Genomic DNA, 17,675 nt, shown 5'->3' with positions numbered 1-17,675 from the left:
AATCGTGGCCAGACCTGCCTGGCTCAGGTCCCGCACCATCCGGAACACCCACCGCTTCCGCCGACACACGATCGTCGGGCTCGGACTCGCCCTGTCGGTCGGCCTGCTGCCCGGTTTCGTGCCGCAGGCTGCCGCATCGGGACCGCCGAAGCCCGAGATCCAGGACCTCGACGATCCGGTCCCCGGCAAGCCGGCGCGGAACCAGCCTCATCCGGCCAATCCGGTCCTGAAGGCCAAGGTCAAGGCGCCGCCGCGCGTCGTCTGGCCTGAGGCGGGTACCGAGACCCTGCGCCCGGTCAGCAAGTCGGACAAGGGGAAGGGCGGCCCGCTGAGGCTCGCCGGCCCCAGCCAGGCTTCGCGCTCAGGGGCGGCCTCTCCCGCCGCGGTGGATGTCACGGTGCTCAGCCGCAAGAAGACGCTGAAGGCCGGAGTGGACGGCGTCCTGCTGGACGTCCGCCGCAGTGACGGCGCGAAACGCGCGGCCGCTGTGGACATCTCGCTCGACTATTCCGGCTTCGCCGAAGCCTATGGCGGTGACTACGGAGCCCGCCTGCGCCTGGTGCAGTACCCGGCCTGCCTGGTGGACAGCCCGCAGAAGCCCGAATGCCGTGAGGCAGAGGAACTCGGCAGCGTCAACGACACCGCCCAGCAGCGGCTGACGGCGCGTGTCGAGGCGGCCGGTGACGGATCCGACGGTGCGGCACCCCTGGTGGCAGCCCTCGCCGGCGAGGGGTCCGATCAGGGAAGCTACGGCGCGACGCCGCTCCAGCCTTCGGCGCAGTGGAGTGTCTCCAACTCCTCCGGAGCCTTCAACTGGTCCTACCCGCTGCGCACCCCACCCGTGCCGGGCGGGCTTTCGCCGGCCATCGGCCTGGGATACGGATCCCAGTCCATCGACGGCCAGACGGCGGTGACGAACAACCAGGGCTCCTGGGTGGGCCTCGGCTTCTCCTACGAACCGGGGTTCATCGAACGCCGCTACAAGGGTTGTGCCAAGGACGGCCACAAGGAGACCAACGGCGACCTGTGCTGGGCGTACGACAACGCCACCGTGCAGATCGCAGGAGGTACCGCGGGTCGCCTCGTCAAGGACGACGACACGGGACAGTGGCGCGTCAGCGCGGACGACAACACCAGAGTCGAGAAGAAGACCGGCGCTCCCAACGGCGACGACAACGGTGAGTACTGGGTCCTGACGTCCGCTGACGGCACGGAGTACTACTTCGGCCTGGACAACCTTCCCGGCTGGTCGAGCGGCGACGAACAGACCGAGTCCACCTGGACCGTTCCCGTGTACGGCGACGACACCGGCGAACCCTGCTACGACGCGACCCTCGCCGACGCACACTGCCGGCAGGCGTGGCGCTGGAACCTGGACTACGTCAAGGACACCCACGGCAACGTGATGTCGTTCTTCTACGACAAGGAGACGAATCACTACACGCAGGGCCTCAGGACGGAGGAGAACGGCAAGCCTTACACCCGCGGCGGATACCTCGCCCGCATCGAGTACGGGCAGCGCCACAACGAGGTCTACGAGCAGCCTGCCGCGGCGCGTGTGGTGCTCGACGTGACCGAGCGCTGCATCGGTGAATCCTCCGAGTGCGAGCCCGGCGATCTCACCGATGCCACGGCGTCCCGGTGGCCGGACGTTCCGTGGGACCGCCACTGCAAGGCGGACACCAAGTGCGAGGGGCAGAACTCGCCCACCTTCTGGACGCGCAAGAAGCTGTCGAAGATCACGACGCAGATCCGTTCCGGCAGTGACTACTCCGACGTCGAGTCGTGGAAGCTGCGGCACATCTTCACCGACAACGGCGACTCGTCCAAGTCGCTGTGGCTCAAGAACATCGACCACAGCGGTCACGTGGGCGGCACAGCCACCATGCCGTCGGTGGAACTCCTCGGGGAGCAGCTGCCCAACCGCGTGGATGTGCCCGGGGACGACATCCAGGCCATGCACCGCCACCGGCTGTCCGTAGTGGACAACGACACCGGCGGTCTCCTCAAAATCCTCTACGAGGACGCCGATTGCGCTTACGACGAGCTGCCCGCCCCCGATGCGTCCACCGAGCGCTGCTTCCCCGTGAAGTGGAACCCGCCGGGTGCCGAGGACCCGATCACCGACTGGTTCCACAAGTACGTCGTCCGCAAGACGGTCGAGGACGACCTCTCCGGCGGCGCCCCCAGCATGGTCACCGAGTACGACTACGTCGGTGGCGCGGGCTGGAAGGAGCCCAAGCCCGACGGCATCTCCGACGCGGAGTACCGGACGAAGAGTGACTGGCGGGGTTTCGCGAAGGTCCGGGTGACGAAGTCCGACGGCACAGCCGCGCCGGAGAACACCCGCACCGAGCACACCTTCCTCCGCGGCATGGGCGGCGAGGTCACGGACTCCGAGGGCGCGAAGCACCAGGACAGCGACCACCTGTCCGGGCACGAACTCGAAACCGCCACGTACAACGGCGGATTCGCTGCGAACGCCCTCGTCCGCAAATCCATCAACACCGTGTGGACCCACCGCACCGCGCAACGCGCGGAGAGCTGGGGCACGCAGAAGGCGTGGTACACCGCGCCGCAGACGACCACCACCTTCACCCCTCTGGAGGGTGGCGGACGCCGGGTCACGAAGGCGACCACCCGCTACGACGACGAGACCGGACGCCCGGTACAGACGGACGACTACGGGCAGACCGGCGAGGCCTCTGACAACACCTGCACGAAAACGTCGTACGCCGACAACCCGGACGCCCACATCCTCTCGATGGTCTCCCGTGTCCAGAAGCTCGCGGTCTCTTGCGGTGACCCGTACAACCATGAGACGCAGGTCCTTGCGGACACACTCACCCACTACGACGGCAAGGCCCACGGTGAAGGCCCCACGAAGGGCGACACCACCAAGGTGCGGCGCCTCGCCTCCTACGAGGGGTCCACACCGACGTATCAGACGGTGACCTCGGCCGCACCGGCGGACTTCGACCGTTTCGGGCGCCCACTCAAGGTCACGGACGCCGCCGGTGAGTCCACCTCCATCGCCTACACCGACAGCGACGGACTGGCGACGAAGAAGACCGAGACGAATCCGCTCGGCTGGGTGACCTCCACCGAGTACGAGCCCGCGTGGGGACAGCCCGCCGCACAGGTGGACCCCAACGGGTACCGCACAGAACTCGGCCACGACCCGCTGGGCCGGCTCACCGGCGTGTGGCTGGAGGGGCGCGGCAAGGACACCCACTCGCCCTCGATCAGATACACCTACCTCATCCGCAAGGGCGAGCCCACCGCCGTCAAAACGGAGAGGCTCGGAAAGGACCTCAACACCTACAGCACGGAGTACACGCTGTACGACGGTCTCCTCAGGCCGCGGCAGGTGCAGACCGAGGGCGAGGACGGTGACCGTCTCGTCGCCGACACCTATTACAACGGGCTCGGCGAGATCCGCAGGACGCACACCACCTACGCTGCGACCGGTGCCCCGCAGGACCAGCTCTTCCTTCCCGAAGTGGACAAAGTCGACAGCGCCACCGTCACCGCGTACGACGGGGCCGGGCGGAAGACAGCCGACATCCTCGAGGTCGAGGGCAGCGAGAAGTGGCGCACGACCTACGCCTACGGCGGCGACAGGACCCATGTCGACCCGCCCGTCGGCACGGCCCCCGTCACCACGATCACGGACGCGCAGGGGCGCACCACGGAGATCCGTCGCTACAAGGGCGAGGAGCCGCAGCCGTCCGGGACGTCCGCCGACTACGAGGCGATGCGCTACGACTACGACGCGGCGGGACGGCTGACCGAGGTCACCGACCAGGCGGCCAACTCGTGGACGTACGGCTACGACCAGCGCGGACGCAAGATCTGGTCCGACGACCCGGACGCCGGACGCACGACCTACGGGTACGACGCCATGGACCGTGCGGTCGCCACGACCGACGCCCGCGGTGTGAAGGTCTCCACGGAGTACGACGAGATCGGACGAACACTCGGCACCTGGGAGGGTGAGCCCGGCACAGGTGAACGGCTCACGCTCAACCTGTACGACGGGCTGAAGAAGAACACGCTGTTCGGCGCCTACCGTTACCAGGACGGCGAGGTCCTCACCAGCACCCTCACCACGAGAGTCGACGACTTCTACCGGCCGGTGGAAAAAAGGTACTCGGTAGGCCCCGCAGCACCCCAGGCGCTCCAGGGTGCCTACGAGTTCACGAATCTCTACAACAACGACGGCACGATCGCAGGGACGACCCTCCCCAAGGCAGCGGGGCTTCCGTCCGAGACCCTGCTGTACGAGTACGACGAACTGCAGCGTCCCACGGCGCTGCGCACCACCAACACGGGCTCCTACGTCGGTGCCGCGCGCTACTCGCCCACCAGTCTGCTCCAGAGCCTGGAGCTCGCCCGAGGCGGAGACTCCAAGCGCACGACCCTGTCCTACACGTACGAACGGGGCACCGACCGTCTGACGGGTTCGCAGGTGTACGTCTCCGGAACCGACGTTCCGTACGACGCCCACTACACCTACGACCAGTCCGGCAACGTCCAGTCGATCACCGACACGCCGAACGGCGGTTCCGCGGACGTCCAGTGCTTCACACACGACTGGCAGAGCCGCCTCACCGAGGCATGGACGAGCTCGAAGCCTTCGGACGGCGCCCTGGGCACGGGTGCGCCTGACGCCGCGTGCTCCGCCGGCCCGTCGTCCTCGGCCATCGGCGGACCGGCACCGTACTGGCAGTCGTTCGCCTACGACGCCTCGGGCAACCGTTCCGAGCAGGTCCGGCACGGAGTGGGTTCGGCGCCGGACGTCACCCGTACCTACACCTACGGGGAAGGCGACGCCGGCCCGCACCAGCTCACCAAGGTGGTCCAGCAGACGCCCGCGCACGGCGACGACCCCGCGGTGACGTCCCAGGACACCTTCACCTACGACGCCGCAGGCAACACCGAGCAGCGCGTTCTGTCGGGAAACACGCAGACGCTGGAATGGAACGCGGAGGGCAGGCTCGCCGCCTCCACCGACGCGGCAGGACAGAAGTCGACGTTCGGTTACGACGCCGGCGGCAGCCGCCTGCTACGCGACGAGCCGGCCGCCACGACCCTGTACCTGCCCGGTATGGAGCTGCGCCTGGACAAGAGCACGGGAGAGATCGAGGGCACGCGGTACTACTCCTTCGCGGGGCAGACCGTCGCCCTCCGTACCTCCGAAGGCGTCACCTTCCTGGCGGGTGACCACCATGGCACGGCTCAGGTCGCCGTCGACCCGCAGAGCGGTGAGGTCACGCGCCGCCGGATGGATCCGTTCGGCATGCAGCGGGGCACTCCGGAGAAGGACTGGGTCGACGACAAGGGGTTCCTCGGCAAGCCGATGGACTCCTCCACCGGCCTGACGCACGTGGGGGCGCGGGAGTACGAGCCGGAGAACGGCCGCTTCGTCTCCGCCGACCCGTTGATCGATTTCACCGACCCGCAGCAGATCAACGGCTACGCCTACGCCAACAACAGCCCGGTCACCTCCAGCGACCCGTCCGGCCTGATGCTGCACGATTCGGTGACCGGTCTGGGCTTCGGCAACCAACAGGTGCTGCACAACTACATCCACAACCACATCGGCGTGGAGCGGTACCGCTGGATGGCGCAGCGGAACACGGTTGCCGCGAACCAGGCCGCAGCGGCTTCGGCGGAGGCGAACGCTGCGAAGCAGCAGGCGATCGCGGCGGCGAAGGAACTGGCCGCGGTCGTCGCGGACGAGCTGGGAATCACGGCGGCGTTGGACTGTTTCACGACCGGCAGTCTGGGGTCGTGCGGCGAGACGGCGGTGAACATCGCGACGAGCTTCGCCGGTGGAGTGGTCGGGAAACTCGCGGCCAAGTACGGCTTGCCGTGGAAGTGGAAGAAGGCTGTCGCGCTCGGGAAGAGAATCGCCGGGCTGGTCGGCAAGCTCGTCTCCGGCTTCAAGACCTACTGGAAGCAGTCCAAGGCTGCGGCGAAATGGTCGAAGATCGCGGCGAAGGTGGCCAAGAAGCAGGGCGACGACGCCATGCCGGCGGCGTGTCCGGTGAGCAACAGTTTCACTCCGGACACCAGAGTGCTGATGGCGGACGGGTCGACGAAACCGATCAGCGAGGTCCGGATCGGGGACGAGGTCCGTGCCACCGACCCGGAGACGGGCGAGACCACGGTGGAGACGGTCACCGCCGAGATCCTCGGCAAGGGGCTGAAGCGCCTGGTCCGCGTCACCGTCGACGTGGACGGCGACAAGGGTGACGAGACCGCCTCGGTCACGGCCACCGACGGCCACCCGTTCTGGGTTCCGGAACTCGACGCCTGGATCGACGCCACCGAGCTGAAGGCAGGCCAGTGGCTCCGCACCAGCGCCGGCACCCACGTCCAGATCACCGCCGTCGCCCGCTACACCCAGCCCACCACCGTCCACAACCTCACCGTCACCGACACCCACACGTACTATGTGCTGGCGGGGGCCACTCCGGTCCTGGTTCACAACTGCGGCGGCGGGGCTGCCGACCTAGGTCATCTGACCGATAGGGCCGACGACTTGCATTCTCTGATTCCGTCAGGCGGCCAGCGGTACAGGACTACCGGGATGTTGCACGCCGACGGCGTTGGTGGAGGCATTGATCTGTCTGCTGTTGGAGCGAGGAGTAACCTCACTCTGATCCAAAGGGCTGATTCTCTTGACGCTGGAGAATTGGCTATATCGATGAGTAATGGTGCGCATGCTGAAGTGAAGCTAGTAACTGCAGCTCAGCACCTAGGTCTTAGTCCTGGTGGGATTGCAGCCAGTAGGCCTTTCTGTCCTGCTTGTTCTCAGTTCCTGACAAACCAGGGTGCGACACTTGTGAGCCCTAGGACCGCTCTCTGGCTTCCGTCCGGCGTAAGGTAACTCTCGATCGTGGCGGCATCGGAAGGGGTGCAAATGCTCATAAAGGAAGAGATTGGCCGGATCGAGGCAGCGTGTGGCGAGCTGGCCCTGGAGAGAGTCTTCGTGCTCTCTCTGGCCGCAGCCCACCGGACTCTTCCCGTCTATCAGGCGTACAGCGAGGCCCACGCTGAGCTGGAAGGATACGGATTGGTTCACGATGGCCTGGTGGGGGCGTGGCGAGTTCTGCGCGCCAGGCCGGGCGCCTCTGCCATCGAACTTGCTCCCAGGCTTGAGGCTGCGATCAGGAGTGCAGAGTCAGACCTTGAGTCGATCAACACGGTTGATGAATTTGGCCTCGCGCAAGCTTTGACTGTGGAGTCAATTTCTGCCGCGACTCTGGCGTTGCGCGCCTACCTCGAAGAATCGCGAAGTGGCGCATTCAATGCCGTTATTGGCGCTCTTGAGGTTGATTCTGTTTGGGCGGAAGGCGAGGCCGAACGTCCAGGCGCCGAAGGCGACGTTTCGTGGGACAGGTTGATGACTCACTACAGGCAGCAAGTGCGGGATATCGCCCTCCTGTCTGGTGCTGATGAGTCTGACGAGAAGCTCCTGTTCCGTGATGTTGCGATGCGCGCCGAAAGGGAAGGTATGTCTTTCCTTGCCCGGATGAGGGAATTGGTGTCGACCACGACCCCTTGATTTCATGGGGGGTCGTGAAAGACCGCGCATTTCATCAACAAAGTGCCCCGCCGGATTGATTCCGACGGGGCACTTTGGCTGTTTGACGGCAACGGTGACGGCAACGTCAGCGGACGACGGCTGTGACGGATGGGTTGTCGGGGGCGTCGTCGGTTGATCCGAGGACGCCTCCGAGGGTGTCGATGGCTTGGCGTTGGAGGCGGAGTCGGACGTGGGCGTAGACGCCGGCGGTGACGCCGATGTGGGCGTGGCCGAGGAGTTCCTTGATGACGACGAGGTCGACGCCCTGTTCCAGGAGCAGGGTGGCGGTCGAGTGGCGGAGGTCGTGGAAACGGATCGTCCGGAGTCCTGCCTTGTGGAGGAGACGGCGGAAGCGGCGGGTCAGGTTGCCGGGGTCGAGCGGCCTGCCCTTCGGGGTGGTGAAGATGAGTCCGTTGTCCGTCCAGCCCGTTCCGGCCGCCTGGCGCTCTTCCTGAAAGGCAGACACGCTGGCTACTCCCAAAGGCTCACACCAGCGAGACCGTGATCAGTAGCCCCGAGTCGAGCCGAGGAGAGGAAATCAGGATGGCCGAGCGAGTGACACAAGAGCCCGGAGGGCCCACCGCGCAGGGGCCGCGACTGCTGCCGTGGGCCACAGAGGGCGGGCACCCCTGTTACCTGAGCACCGACGGCCAGGGCTACCTCGCCAACCTCGCCGACAACATCGAAGCCATACAGCTCGGCATGGGCGAGGACCTGCTGGGAACGCCCGAGACGCCACGGCTCCTGACGCGAAGACCTTGTCGGCGACCGAATCCCGCTGGCTGACCCGCCGGCTGACCGAAGCCCTGTCCGACGCGCTCAGGGTTGCCGACTCACGCGGTCAACGCCTCCCCGACCCGGAAGAGGTGACGGAGGATGCCTGACTCCGTGAACACCGACGCGCAGTCCCGTGCTGCGCGCGGACGCTACCGATTCCGCGATTACCACGTGACCACCGTCCCAGACGCCCTGGCCTTGCCGGCCTTCACGGCGGTCTGCGTCACCAGCGAGGAACGTAACTGCGGTGCCGCATCCGGCACCCTGCACACCTCGGACGAGCTGACGCGCTGGATTGCCGAGCACCGCGCCCAGACCGGCCACCAGCACTACGAGCAGACCGTCCGAGCCATACTCCGTGCCGAGCCCGGGGCCTGGCAGTAAAATCCCCCTGCGCCGACACCCAACCGCGGCAGCACCACCGTGCGCCCCGTCGCTCCTGACGGCAGTAGCGACGGCAACACCCACGGATTCCCCCGCACAACCACGGACACCAGCGGAACCCGAAACCATCGCTGATCTGCGAATACGCAGATAGAGGGGGCACGTAGCACACGTACTATGTGCTGGCGGGGGCTACCCCGGTCCTGGTTCATAACTGCAATCTCTCTGCGCGAGCGAGCGAAATTCATGCCGCTGAGCCGGATGAATTTATTCGCAAGAACGTGAGCACTGTGGCTGTGGTTCGGGCGGATACCCCTCACGGCCCGATCAACGTCGTTGCGGGATCTGGCGATGGCCTGACGCCCGCGCAGGTGTCCGCTATCGGCAAGGGTGAGATGGCCGCCGACAATATTCCAGGTACCCAAGCAGAGCAGAACGCCCTACTCTTCATCAATGAAATGGGCTGGACTCCCACGGTGGGAGGCACCTCTCGCAATGTATGTCTGGGTGTGTGTGCGCCGCTCATCCGAGGCACCGGCGGTAAGATGATGGGTCAGGTGTATCCCGGAAACGGTAAGACGACAACTCGCCAGAGGAGTTTTCAGTGGTAGTCGATGAGGCGGTCGCGGCCACCATCCGAGGGCAGTCGTACCCTAAGGTTGCAACCTTCGTGGCGAGCTGTGCGGAGCGGATGGTACAGGTCTTCACGGGGTTGTGTGGCGGCGACCCCGCGCGGAGTGGTGACGTCGATTTCGTCGTCCACGCCGTAGGGGACCTTTGGAAACCTGGAATTCCGGATGGTTCATTCCAGGGCTACGTGGAGACCCTAGAAGGCTTCCAGGAGTTGGAACCATCCGACGAGGAGATCGTTGGGGTAGCGGGAATCTACGCCTTCTACTCGGTTCTTGCGTTGCGTTATGCAAGCCTCTATCGGTCCAGTGCCGATTCCGAGGATGCGCTCAAATGTGCACACGCCTGCCTGACTGCGATGGGGCAATTGGATCAGAACATCCCAGGAGCGGAATTCTTCGCACAGGAGGCTGGATCTCAGCGACGCGCAATTTTGGAACCTCCTCTAGAGGATTTGAACTCGGGTCACCTTTCGCAACTCAGGGAGTCTGACCGTACTGTTGGTCGGAAGCGCCTAGTGGCGATTCAGAGCCGATTGTCAGGCTGAGCTGGGGAAGAATTCGGGAGTCCCGTCGAGACACATCTCGACGGGGCTCCTGAGGCGTTTGAGGGCAGTAGATGACGCTGAGGTTGAAAGGGCGGGGTGACAGCGGGCGTTGGCGGTGCTACATCCTCGTCAAGAGGTACGCGGATGGCGGCGGTCTGACCGCCGCGGGGCGGGCGAAGCGTGAAGCGGTGCGCTTTGAGGCCGCGGAGATGTTCGAGCACGGGCTGCGGCCGCCGGACGTGGCCCGCAGGTTACGAGTGACCCGGAAGTCGGCCTACGCCTGGCACGCGACCTGGCGCGACGGTGGCAAGCCTGCCCTGTCCTCCAAGGGACCTGGCGGCTTTCCCTGTCAGCTCAGCGATGAACAGGCAGAAACGGCTGCAGACCGAGCTGGATGCCGGTCCTGCGACGCACGGCTGGAACGAGGACCAGCGGTGGACCCTCGCGCGCGTGGCCGAGCTGATCCACAGGCTGTTCGGGTACCGGTACACGCCACGTGGGGTGTCGTATCTGCTGCACCGGCTGGGCTGGTCGCCGCAGGTTCCCGCACACCGGGCGGTTGAGTGCGACGAGCAGGCCGTAGCACGGTGGCGGACGGAGCAGTGGTCACGGGTAAGGGGGACGGCCCAGCTCCTGGGCGCGTGGATAGTCTTCGAGGACGAGGCCGGGCAGGACCTGAAGCCCGGCAAGGGTCGGACTTGGTCGCGGCGGGGCAGAACGCCGCTGTTCAGAGTCACGGGCAAGGGGTCCGGCCGGGTCCTGATGGCCGGGATGAGCTGCGTCAGACCGGGCCGCGAGACCCGCCTGATCTACCGGACGCAGACGTACCGGGGCCGTACCGGCGAGAAGAAGGGCTTCCGCGCCCGCGAGTTCGTGGACTTGCTGACCTCTGCCCGTCGGCAGCTCGGCGACGTCCCGCTGATCGTGGTGTGGGACAACGCCAGCACCCATCACGCCAAGGCTCTGCGGGAGTTCTGCGACAGCAACAGCGACTGACTCACCATCGTCAAGCTCCCGCCCTGCGCACCAGACCTCAACCCCGTCGAAGGCGTATGGGCCCAACTGAAGAAGTCCCTGGCCAACCTCGCACCCCGCGCGATCGACGACCTCACCCCACTCGTGAAGAACCGACTACGCGGCATTCAACGCCGGCCCGAGATCCTCGAGGGCTTCATCGCCGAGACCGGACTCGGCCTGGAGCCTCCATAGCCTGTCACCCCGCCCTTTCAACCTCAGCGTCAAACGGCAAATCAGCCCCGCCGAGCACAGCTCGACGGGGCCTATCTTTGCGATCGCTAGCGTCACTCAGCGTGGCAGCTGAGACAACATCTGCGCGAGGCTGTCCGAGAACTCAGACATGTGCGATTCGGCGGCATATCTCACGGTGCAGGCGGCAGAGACAAGCTCAAGCGCCGAATAATCACCACTCGAAAGCATCCTCGCGCACATTCCTAGGGGAACTACGAAATCTGCTTGCGCACCCTCCGATAGCGAATCGAGCATGTCGTCTTCCCCTGCGAGAACCAGCTCCACGATCGAACTCAACACTCCTACCACCTTTGGAGCATCTACTCCATGGGCGAGCTCAATCATGTCTTCGTATTCGGCAAACCCGAATCGATTAACCTGGAGGTGCTCTCTGGTCACATCAACCACCTTCGAAGCTGATTCCCTGATGCTGCAGCCTGGGCTGACAGACCAACGCACATGGGCTGGCAGGCGTGCCGTGCGCGCCACCGGGCGGTGAATTCAATCCCCGCACCTTCACCCCTTCGAACGATCCCCCTCGGATCCCGGCTGCACCCTCGGCCGCCTCCGCCTGGATGAGGCACATCGTTTCAGCACATCCCGCATGGTAGCGACCCCCCCCCGTAACGCTCCCATTTCTGCGTAGAGTGTGGGAGCCTGGGAACGGGTGACGGCATGGTGCGGGTTGACGAAGAGCTGGAAGTGGTCGTGTCTGCGACTACGGCATGGGGGGTCAAAGTGACCACTCGGGATGGAGCGGAGGGGTTCATCGACAACTTTAAAATTCCGTCATGGCTAGCTCGGGAGCAACTGCCAGTGAGTGGCACATCTCTGCTCGTTGTGGTTCTTGATGATGTCCGTAGCCCGTTTAGAGGCAGCTTGCTCGATGAGGACATCGAACTCGCTCGCAACGCGCGCAGGCGAACGTAAGCGGCTTTGGTTGCAAATTCCTAGCGCAAACCTGAACCCCCGTTGGATGGGTCCCGACGGGGGTTCAGGGCGCTGTGGCGGCGGCAGTTGACGGACGGTGGTGCGGTACGACGCCGAAAGGTGCGCATGGTCCTTCGAGGTCAGAGATGCGGACGAGGACGCAGCTCCGTCCACGCGTGTCGTTGCTGCCGGCGACGTCCCCGCACGGGATGGCTTCGGCGATCACCTGGCGCTCGCCTACGACCCCGTTCTCGGGGAGGTCGCCTTGTATCTGAACGGTGACAAGGCGACGGAATCCGTGGAATGGCACCCGGAATGGGACTTCTCGACGGTCGGAGTGGACGTCGGAAGGACCGGTGGTGCGTCGACGGGCGCCGACTTCTTCTCCGGCGAAGTCGACGAAGTACGTGTCTTCGACGGAGCCCTGGACCAGGACGCGATCTCCGCGCTCCCCATCCTGCAGTCGGGTGCCGAGCTCGACCCGGACGGCCCTGACATCGGCTGACCTTCGTCACTAACGAGTTCAACTCCGCCAGGGCGTGGTGCTTCGCCGGGCGACGCCCGGCGGAGCAGCACGCGCCAGGAGGCCGTGGCGCGTGGACGGCGTGCAGATCGTGGAGGGCCGACGACGGGGCGACGAGCACGCTGCGTGCATTGGTAACTTTGCTGCGCTTGCCAGTCACCGTCGCCGGGGGGACCCATGAACCAGCCACCGCAGCCGCCGTCTCAGCCGCCGCAGCCCGCACCCGGGTACGGCTATCCGCAGCAGCAGCAGCAGCCGCCGCCCGCCCCGCCGCAGCCGCAGGCCGGCGTCGGGGGGCCGCAGCCCGTGCCGGGCCACGTTCCTCCGGGGCAGCCGCCGATGGGCGGCCAGCCCATGTATCCCGGCGGTGGCTGGCAGGGCGCGCCCGGCCAGATGCCCTACCCGGGCGGGCCGATGCAGCAGCCGAAGAGGGGGAGTTCTGCCGGGGCCTTCTTCCTCGGCCTCCTGGCCTCCTTCGTCGTCGCGACGCTCTACACGCTGCTCTTCGCGTTCACGCACGCCGACGCGTCACGGGCGGTGGTGAACGGCTTCTTCTTCGCGCACGCCGTGGTCAACGGTGTGGTCGTGGGCTGGCTCGTCGGCCTGGTCGGCCGTCGCCGTACGGCGGCCCACGTGTGCGGCGCCGTCGTGGCGGCCCTCGGCTCCTTCTTCGGTTTCGCCAACGCCATGCCGGTCATCATCTGGAAGGTCGCCGGGTTCGAGGCGGTCTTCGACATGCTGAAGATGAACCCGAATTACCCGCTCGAGGCATGGTGGGGGCCGGACGGCACCGGCCACTTCGTGGCGTTGCTCGGCCTCGTCGTCGCGGCCGCCGCCGCGTGGGGCGTCGCCTCTGCGGTCGGCCGCAAGCGCGGCTGACCGCCGGCGGCGGGCCGTCACACGTAGCGCGGCAGATCCTCCGTGGAGATCGTCCACTCCGCGATCGTGACGTCCTCGCCATACACGAAGTCCTTGCGGGTCGCGTAACGCGGACCCGCCGGGGTGGGATGGATGTCCGAGAGCACGGCACCCTCCCCGGTCCTCGGATCGAAGATCACATACACCGGGATGCCGAGCATCGGGTAGTCACGCATCTTGCCCGACCAGTCGTTGCCCGGGTTGGAACGGGAGACGATCTCGATCGCTGCGAGAAGGCTCTGCGGGGCGAACGGCCCTTCCACTTCCATGTCCGCTTCGGCGATGACCATCACGTCCGGATGCCGGAGTACGCCCTCGTGCACATCCTCGACATCCGGCGTGCCGGTATGAGCCAGCAGGCCCTCTGGCATCACCTTCTCCAGTCGACGGCTGACCCGCGCTGCGGTCAGCTCGTGCGGTCCCCCGGGCGACATCATGTCGTGGACGATCCCTTCCTTGGTGATCTCGAGCTTGCCGGGAACGGAGTCCTGCATGCGCTCCACGATGTCTCGCATCGCTTGGTACTGCAGAGCGTCATGTGCGGCGTGGTCCGGGGCGATCGTCACGGCGCTCGCTCCTTCCTCTGGGACCCTGCGACGGCTGGAGACCTCGTCGCCATGCTAGCGCCGATGGGTCGCCTCACCGCGGGAACGTGAACTCCGCCCAGACGGTCTTGCGGGGGAGGGGGCCGGTCTCGACGCCCCAGGTGTCGGCGAGGGCTTGGACGATCAGCATGCCGCGGCCCGTCTCGGAATCGGCGTCCGGCGCCCGGCGTCCGCCGGTGGGGAGGCGCTCGCCCCGGGTGTCGGCCACCTCGATGCGAAGCCGGCCGTCGGCTCCGGCGGTGAGGGTGAGGCGGAAGTCGCGGCCGGGCACGCGTCCGTGGAGAGCTGCGTTGGCGGCCAGTTCGGCGACGACGTGCGCGGCCGCGTCCGACGGCAGCCCCCACGAGGCCAGGTGCGCGACGGTGATCAGTCGTGCGAGCCGTGCGCCGCGGCGAGTGGGGGAGAGCAGCACGGAGAACTGCCGCTCGGGGTGGGTCTTCTCTGCGTTCACGTCACCAAGCGTGTCCGAGTGTATGCGTGCTGAACAGGGCTGGCGGTCGGACGGCGAGGTGTGTCCGGCTCCCCGTCGGGCCGGTACGGGGTCGTCCGGGAGTCGGAGTCGGGCGTTCCGGTTCGTTACTTCGTTCGAGGGGCTTCGGGGGCGATTCTCACCGAGAGTGCGCGTTCTGCGTCACGCTGAGGAATGTCAGAGCCCGTACGCGGCGTCCCTGTACGGATGCCTCCGGGTTCTGTACGGGGGCTGTGCCGTGACGCGCGAGCGCGGGGGCGGTTGGCCACGGCACGACGGAGGTGGGGCGTATGGACGTGGAGCACGGTCAGGGCGAAGAACTGGACGACGAGTCGGCGGCGGTGCTGAAAGTCGTGGGCCGGCAGATCAAGTTGTGGCGCAGGGAAGCGGGGCTCACGCAGGCGGAGTTGGGTGCGGAGATCGGTTACGGAGAGGAGATGGTCTCCAGTGTCGAGCGGGGCATTCGCGCCCCGAAGCCGGAGTTCCTGGATGGAGCGGACCGCGTCTTGGAGGCGGACGGCAAGCTGTCCGCGTTTCGCGGAGACGTGGCGGAGGCCCGCTACCCGAGAAAGGTCCGCGATCTGGCCAAGCTGGAGGCCGAGGCCGTGGAGATCGGCGCCTACGGCACGCACAACATCCACGGCCTGCTCCAGACCGAGGAGTACGCGAGAGCGCTGTTCGACGTGCGTCGGCCTGCGCTCAGTGCCGACGATCAAGAGCGATTCGTGTCAGCACGCATGGCCCGTCAGGAGATCGTGCGGAAACAGTCGGCCCCCACGCTCACCTTCGTCCAGGAAGAGGTCACGCTTCTCAGGCCGATCGGCGGAAGGGAGGTGCTGTGCCGTCAGCTGGAACACATCCTGGAGGTGGGGCGCCTGCGGCACGTCGAGGTGCAGGTCATGCCCATGGACCGGGAGGACCATGCGGGTATGGGCGGCGAAATGCAGATCCTCAAACTGGGCGACGGCTCGGCTGTGGGCCAATCGGAAACCCAGCTGACCAGCCGCCTGGTCTCCGACCCGAAACAGGTGCAGCTGCTCGACCTTCGGTATGGGATCATCCGAGCCCAGGCTCTCAGCCCACGGGAGTCTCTGGCTTACATCGAGAAGGTGCTGGGGGAGGCATGATGCGCGATTCCAGCGCTGAATCGCCGTGGTTCAAGAGTAGCTACAGCGGTAGCAACAACAATGACTGCGTCGAGGTCGCCGCCGTCACGCCCATGGTCCGGGTGCGGGACTCCAAGCGGAGGGGAGGGCCACAGCTCGCCGTAGGCGAAGCCGCGTGGCGGGGGTTCGTCGCGTACGTGACGGGTGAAGGGGCGCGCCCGTAGAACGCGCGGGTTCGCCGGGAATGTCGGCCTGCGCCGCGCGAGCGGACCCGCGCTACGCGGGTTGACTGTCACGGGATGGACTTGTCATGTTCACATGATCTCCCGATCTGGCGGGGACACTGCTCTCACCGAGACGTCGATGGGAGAGGACAGCCCCACATGCCCGCCCCACACTTCACTCGCCGCCGCAAGGCGGTCATGCTTGCCGCCGCCGGTGCGCTGCTTGCCGGGATGACCGTGCAGAGCGCGGCCACCGCCGCGCCCGCCCCCGCCCCCGGAGCACCGGCGGCCGACTACTACCAGGACGCGCTGGGCAAGGAGGGCGACGCCCTCAAGTCCGCGCTGCACACCATCATCAGCGACCAGCAGGTCCTCAGCTACGACGACGTGTGGGACGCGCTCCAGGTCACCGACGCCGCGCCGTCCGACTCCGGCAGCGTCGTCCTGCTCTACAGCGGCCAGACCCGCAGCGGCTCCCAGCACGGCGGCGACCAGGACGACTGGAACCGTGAGCACGTCTGGGCCAAGTCGCACGGTGACTTCGGCACCAGCCCGGGCCCGGGCACGGACATCCACCACCTGCGTCCCACCGACGTGTCGGTGAACGGCGTCCGGGGCAACAAGGACTTCGACAACGGCGGTTCGCCCGTCGACGAGGCACCGGACAGCTCCACGGACTCCGACTCCTTCGAGCCGCGCGACGCGGTCAAGGGCGACGTGGCCCGCATGATCTTCTACATGGCCACCCGCTACGAGGGCTCGGACGGCCCGGACCTGGAGCTCAACGACCAGGTCGACAACGGCTCCGCGCCCTACATGGGCCGCCTGTCTGTGCTGAAGCAGTGGCACGCCCAGGACCCCGTGGACTCCTTCGAGGAGAACCGCAACCAGGCGATATTCGACCAGTTCCAGGGCAACCGGAACCCGTTCATCGACCACCCGGAGTGGGTCGAGTCCATCTGGTGACGCCGCGCCGTTCGTGCTCCGGTGCCGTCGCGAGGGCGGTACCGGAGCACGAGCCGTGTCCGCTCAGCCGGTGACCAGCGCCCGCAGGTCGACCTCGACCGGGAACGGCCTCTCCGTCACCAGCTTGCCCGTGTGCACCGGACGCTCCGGAGCGGGTACGTACATGCCCATGTCGTGGTGGAACCAGAGCTCGTGGACGACGGGGAAGTCGTCGTCCCCCCGCTCGACCCGCCAGAAGTACGGCACCCGTGCGTCCGCGAACATCGCCGGTTTCCGCACGCGGTCCTCCCGGCGGGAGCCGGGCGAGACGACCTCCAGCACGACGGTCGCCTTCTCCACCGGAATGCACTCCAGGGCGAAGACGTCGAGATCCCGCTCGTCGTAGACGAGCACATCCGGCTTTGGCGGGTTGACGTCGTCCACCAGCACGCACTGCGCGGAAGCCACCGCGTACGGCGTCCGGCGTGCGCTCTCCAGCGCAAAGTAGAGGCGATCGCGCACGCGGTTGTGCCAGACGTTCGTCATCCCGCGTACCACGATCGCTCCGTCCACCAGCTCCCAGTCGAACGGGAGATCCAGGTCCTTCACCTGGTCGTACGTCCACCCGGCGGGGGGCGGGTACATCCACGTGTCCGGGGTGGCCTGGTCCAGCCGGTCCCTGGTCATCGGTACTCCCATACGTCCGAGCATGGAGGAGCCGTGGCGTGCGGTCCCATATATGACCGTACCTTCGCCCGAAGGGAGGGCGGGC

14 protein-coding genes and 2 pseudogenes are annotated in these 17,675 nt (G+C 66.5%); 11 read left to right on the top strand and 5 right to left on the bottom strand.

From position 1 onward, the window contains the following. Window positions 1-4 precede the first annotated feature (4 nt). Both RM572_RS18200 and RM572_RS18195 read left to right on the top strand, forming a co-directional pair. A complete protein-coding gene (locus RM572_RS18200) occupies window positions 5-6,898 on the top strand; it encodes a polymorphic toxin-type HINT domain-containing protein (protein WP_311674413.1) in 6,894 nt (2,297 codons plus the stop codon). A 9-nt stretch (window positions 6,899-6,907) separates the two neighbouring features. Beyond that, window positions 6,908-7,576 carry a hypothetical protein gene (locus tag RM572_RS18195; RefSeq protein WP_311674412.1) on the top strand — a complete coding sequence of 223 codons (669 nt, stop codon included), beginning with the start codon at window positions 6,908-6,910 and terminating at the stop codon, window positions 7,574-7,576. A 106-nt stretch (window positions 7,577-7,682) separates the two neighbouring features. Here RM572_RS18195 and RM572_RS18190 read toward each other — a convergent pair. Then, window positions 7,683-8,051, bottom strand: a pseudogene (locus RM572_RS18190) (tyrosine-type recombinase/integrase); the annotation flags it as partial. Between the two features lie 89 nt (window positions 8,052-8,140). On the opposite strand from RM572_RS18190, the gene RM572_RS18185 reads away from it, so the two are divergent. The 4 genes and pseudogenes from RM572_RS18185 (at window position 8,141) to RM572_RS18165 (ending at window position 11,144) form a co-directional block, all read left to right on the top strand. Continuing rightward, entirely contained in the window at window positions 8,141-8,383 is a 243-nt protein-coding gene (locus RM572_RS18185; protein ID WP_311674411.1) for a hypothetical protein, read from the top strand. A 90-nt stretch (window positions 8,384-8,473) separates the two neighbouring features. After that, window positions 8,474-8,758, top strand: coding sequence for a DUF7848 domain-containing protein (locus tag RM572_RS18180; RefSeq protein WP_449657223.1), 285 nt, complete (start codon window positions 8,474-8,476; stop codon window positions 8,756-8,758). A 604-nt stretch (window positions 8,759-9,362) separates the two neighbouring features. Next, entirely contained in the window at window positions 9,363-9,935 is a 573-nt protein-coding gene (locus RM572_RS18175) for a hypothetical protein (protein ID WP_311674409.1), read from the top strand. 122 nt (window positions 9,936-10,057) lie between these two features. Continuing rightward, a pseudogene (locus RM572_RS18165) lies at window positions 10,058-11,144 on the top strand (IS630 family transposase). 96 nt (window positions 11,145-11,240) lie between these two features. Here RM572_RS18165 and RM572_RS18160 read toward each other — a convergent pair. Further along, window positions 11,241-11,582, bottom strand: a complete 342-nt coding sequence (locus RM572_RS18160) for a hypothetical protein (protein ID WP_311674407.1) — start codon at window positions 11,580-11,582, stop codon at window positions 11,241-11,243. Window positions 11,583-12,213: 631 nt separating this feature from the next. Between RM572_RS18160 and RM572_RS18155 the strand changes: the two genes are divergently transcribed. Together RM572_RS18155 and RM572_RS18150 are read left to right on the top strand one after the other, a co-directional pair. Beyond that, on the top strand, window positions 12,214-12,618 hold the full coding sequence (locus tag RM572_RS18155; RefSeq protein WP_311674406.1) for a LamG-like jellyroll fold domain-containing protein: 405 nt from the start codon (window positions 12,214-12,216) through the stop codon (window positions 12,616-12,618). 195 nt (window positions 12,619-12,813) lie between these two features. Beyond that, window positions 12,814-13,515, top strand: coding sequence for a hypothetical protein (locus RM572_RS18150; RefSeq protein WP_311674405.1), 702 nt, complete (start codon window positions 12,814-12,816; stop codon window positions 13,513-13,515). Between the two features lie 17 nt (window positions 13,516-13,532). Here RM572_RS18150 and RM572_RS18145 read toward each other — a convergent pair whose 3' ends face one another. Then, entirely contained in the window at window positions 13,533-14,120 is a 588-nt protein-coding gene (locus RM572_RS18145) for a Uma2 family endonuclease (RefSeq protein ID WP_027764572.1), read from the bottom strand. 73 nt (window positions 14,121-14,193) lie between these two features. Then, entirely contained in the window at window positions 14,194-14,610 is a 417-nt protein-coding gene (locus RM572_RS18140) for an ATP-binding protein (RefSeq protein ID WP_311674403.1), read from the bottom strand. 308 nt (window positions 14,611-14,918) lie between these two features. Here RM572_RS18140 and RM572_RS18135 point away from each other — a divergent pair, with 308 nt between their 5' ends. The 3 genes from RM572_RS18135 to RM572_RS18125 all read left to right on the top strand — a co-directional run bounded on the left by RM572_RS18135 (window position 14,919) and on the right by RM572_RS18125 (window position 16,924). Next, entirely contained in the window at window positions 14,919-15,755 is an 837-nt protein-coding gene (locus RM572_RS18135; RefSeq protein ID WP_311674402.1) for a helix-turn-helix domain-containing protein, read from the top strand. Then, window positions 15,752-15,958, top strand: a complete 207-nt coding sequence (locus tag RM572_RS18130; RefSeq protein ID WP_311674401.1) for a DUF397 domain-containing protein — start codon at window positions 15,752-15,754, stop codon at window positions 15,956-15,958. The genes RM572_RS18135 and RM572_RS18130 overlap by 4 nt, the downstream gene beginning before the upstream one ends. 159 nt (window positions 15,959-16,117) lie before the next feature. Then, window positions 16,118-16,924, top strand: a complete 807-nt coding sequence (locus RM572_RS18125) for an endonuclease I family protein (RefSeq protein WP_311674400.1) — start codon at window positions 16,118-16,120, stop codon at window positions 16,922-16,924. A gap of 63 nt (window positions 16,925-16,987) precedes the next feature. On the opposite strand, the gene RM572_RS18120 is transcribed toward RM572_RS18125, so the two are convergent. Next, window positions 16,988-17,590 carry a Uma2 family endonuclease gene (locus tag RM572_RS18120; protein ID WP_311674399.1) on the bottom strand — a complete coding sequence of 201 codons (603 nt, stop codon included), beginning with the start codon at window positions 17,588-17,590 and terminating at the stop codon, window positions 16,988-16,990. Window positions 17,591-17,675: the final 85 nt, after the last annotated feature.

The sequence above is a fragment of the Streptomyces hazeniae genome, from assembly GCF_031845485.1.
Classification (GTDB): domain Bacteria; phylum Actinomycetota; class Actinomycetes; order Streptomycetales; family Streptomycetaceae; genus Streptomyces; species Streptomyces hazeniae.
Note: the sequence above shows the minus strand (reverse complement) of the source record. Positions and strands in the feature narration are given on the sequence as shown.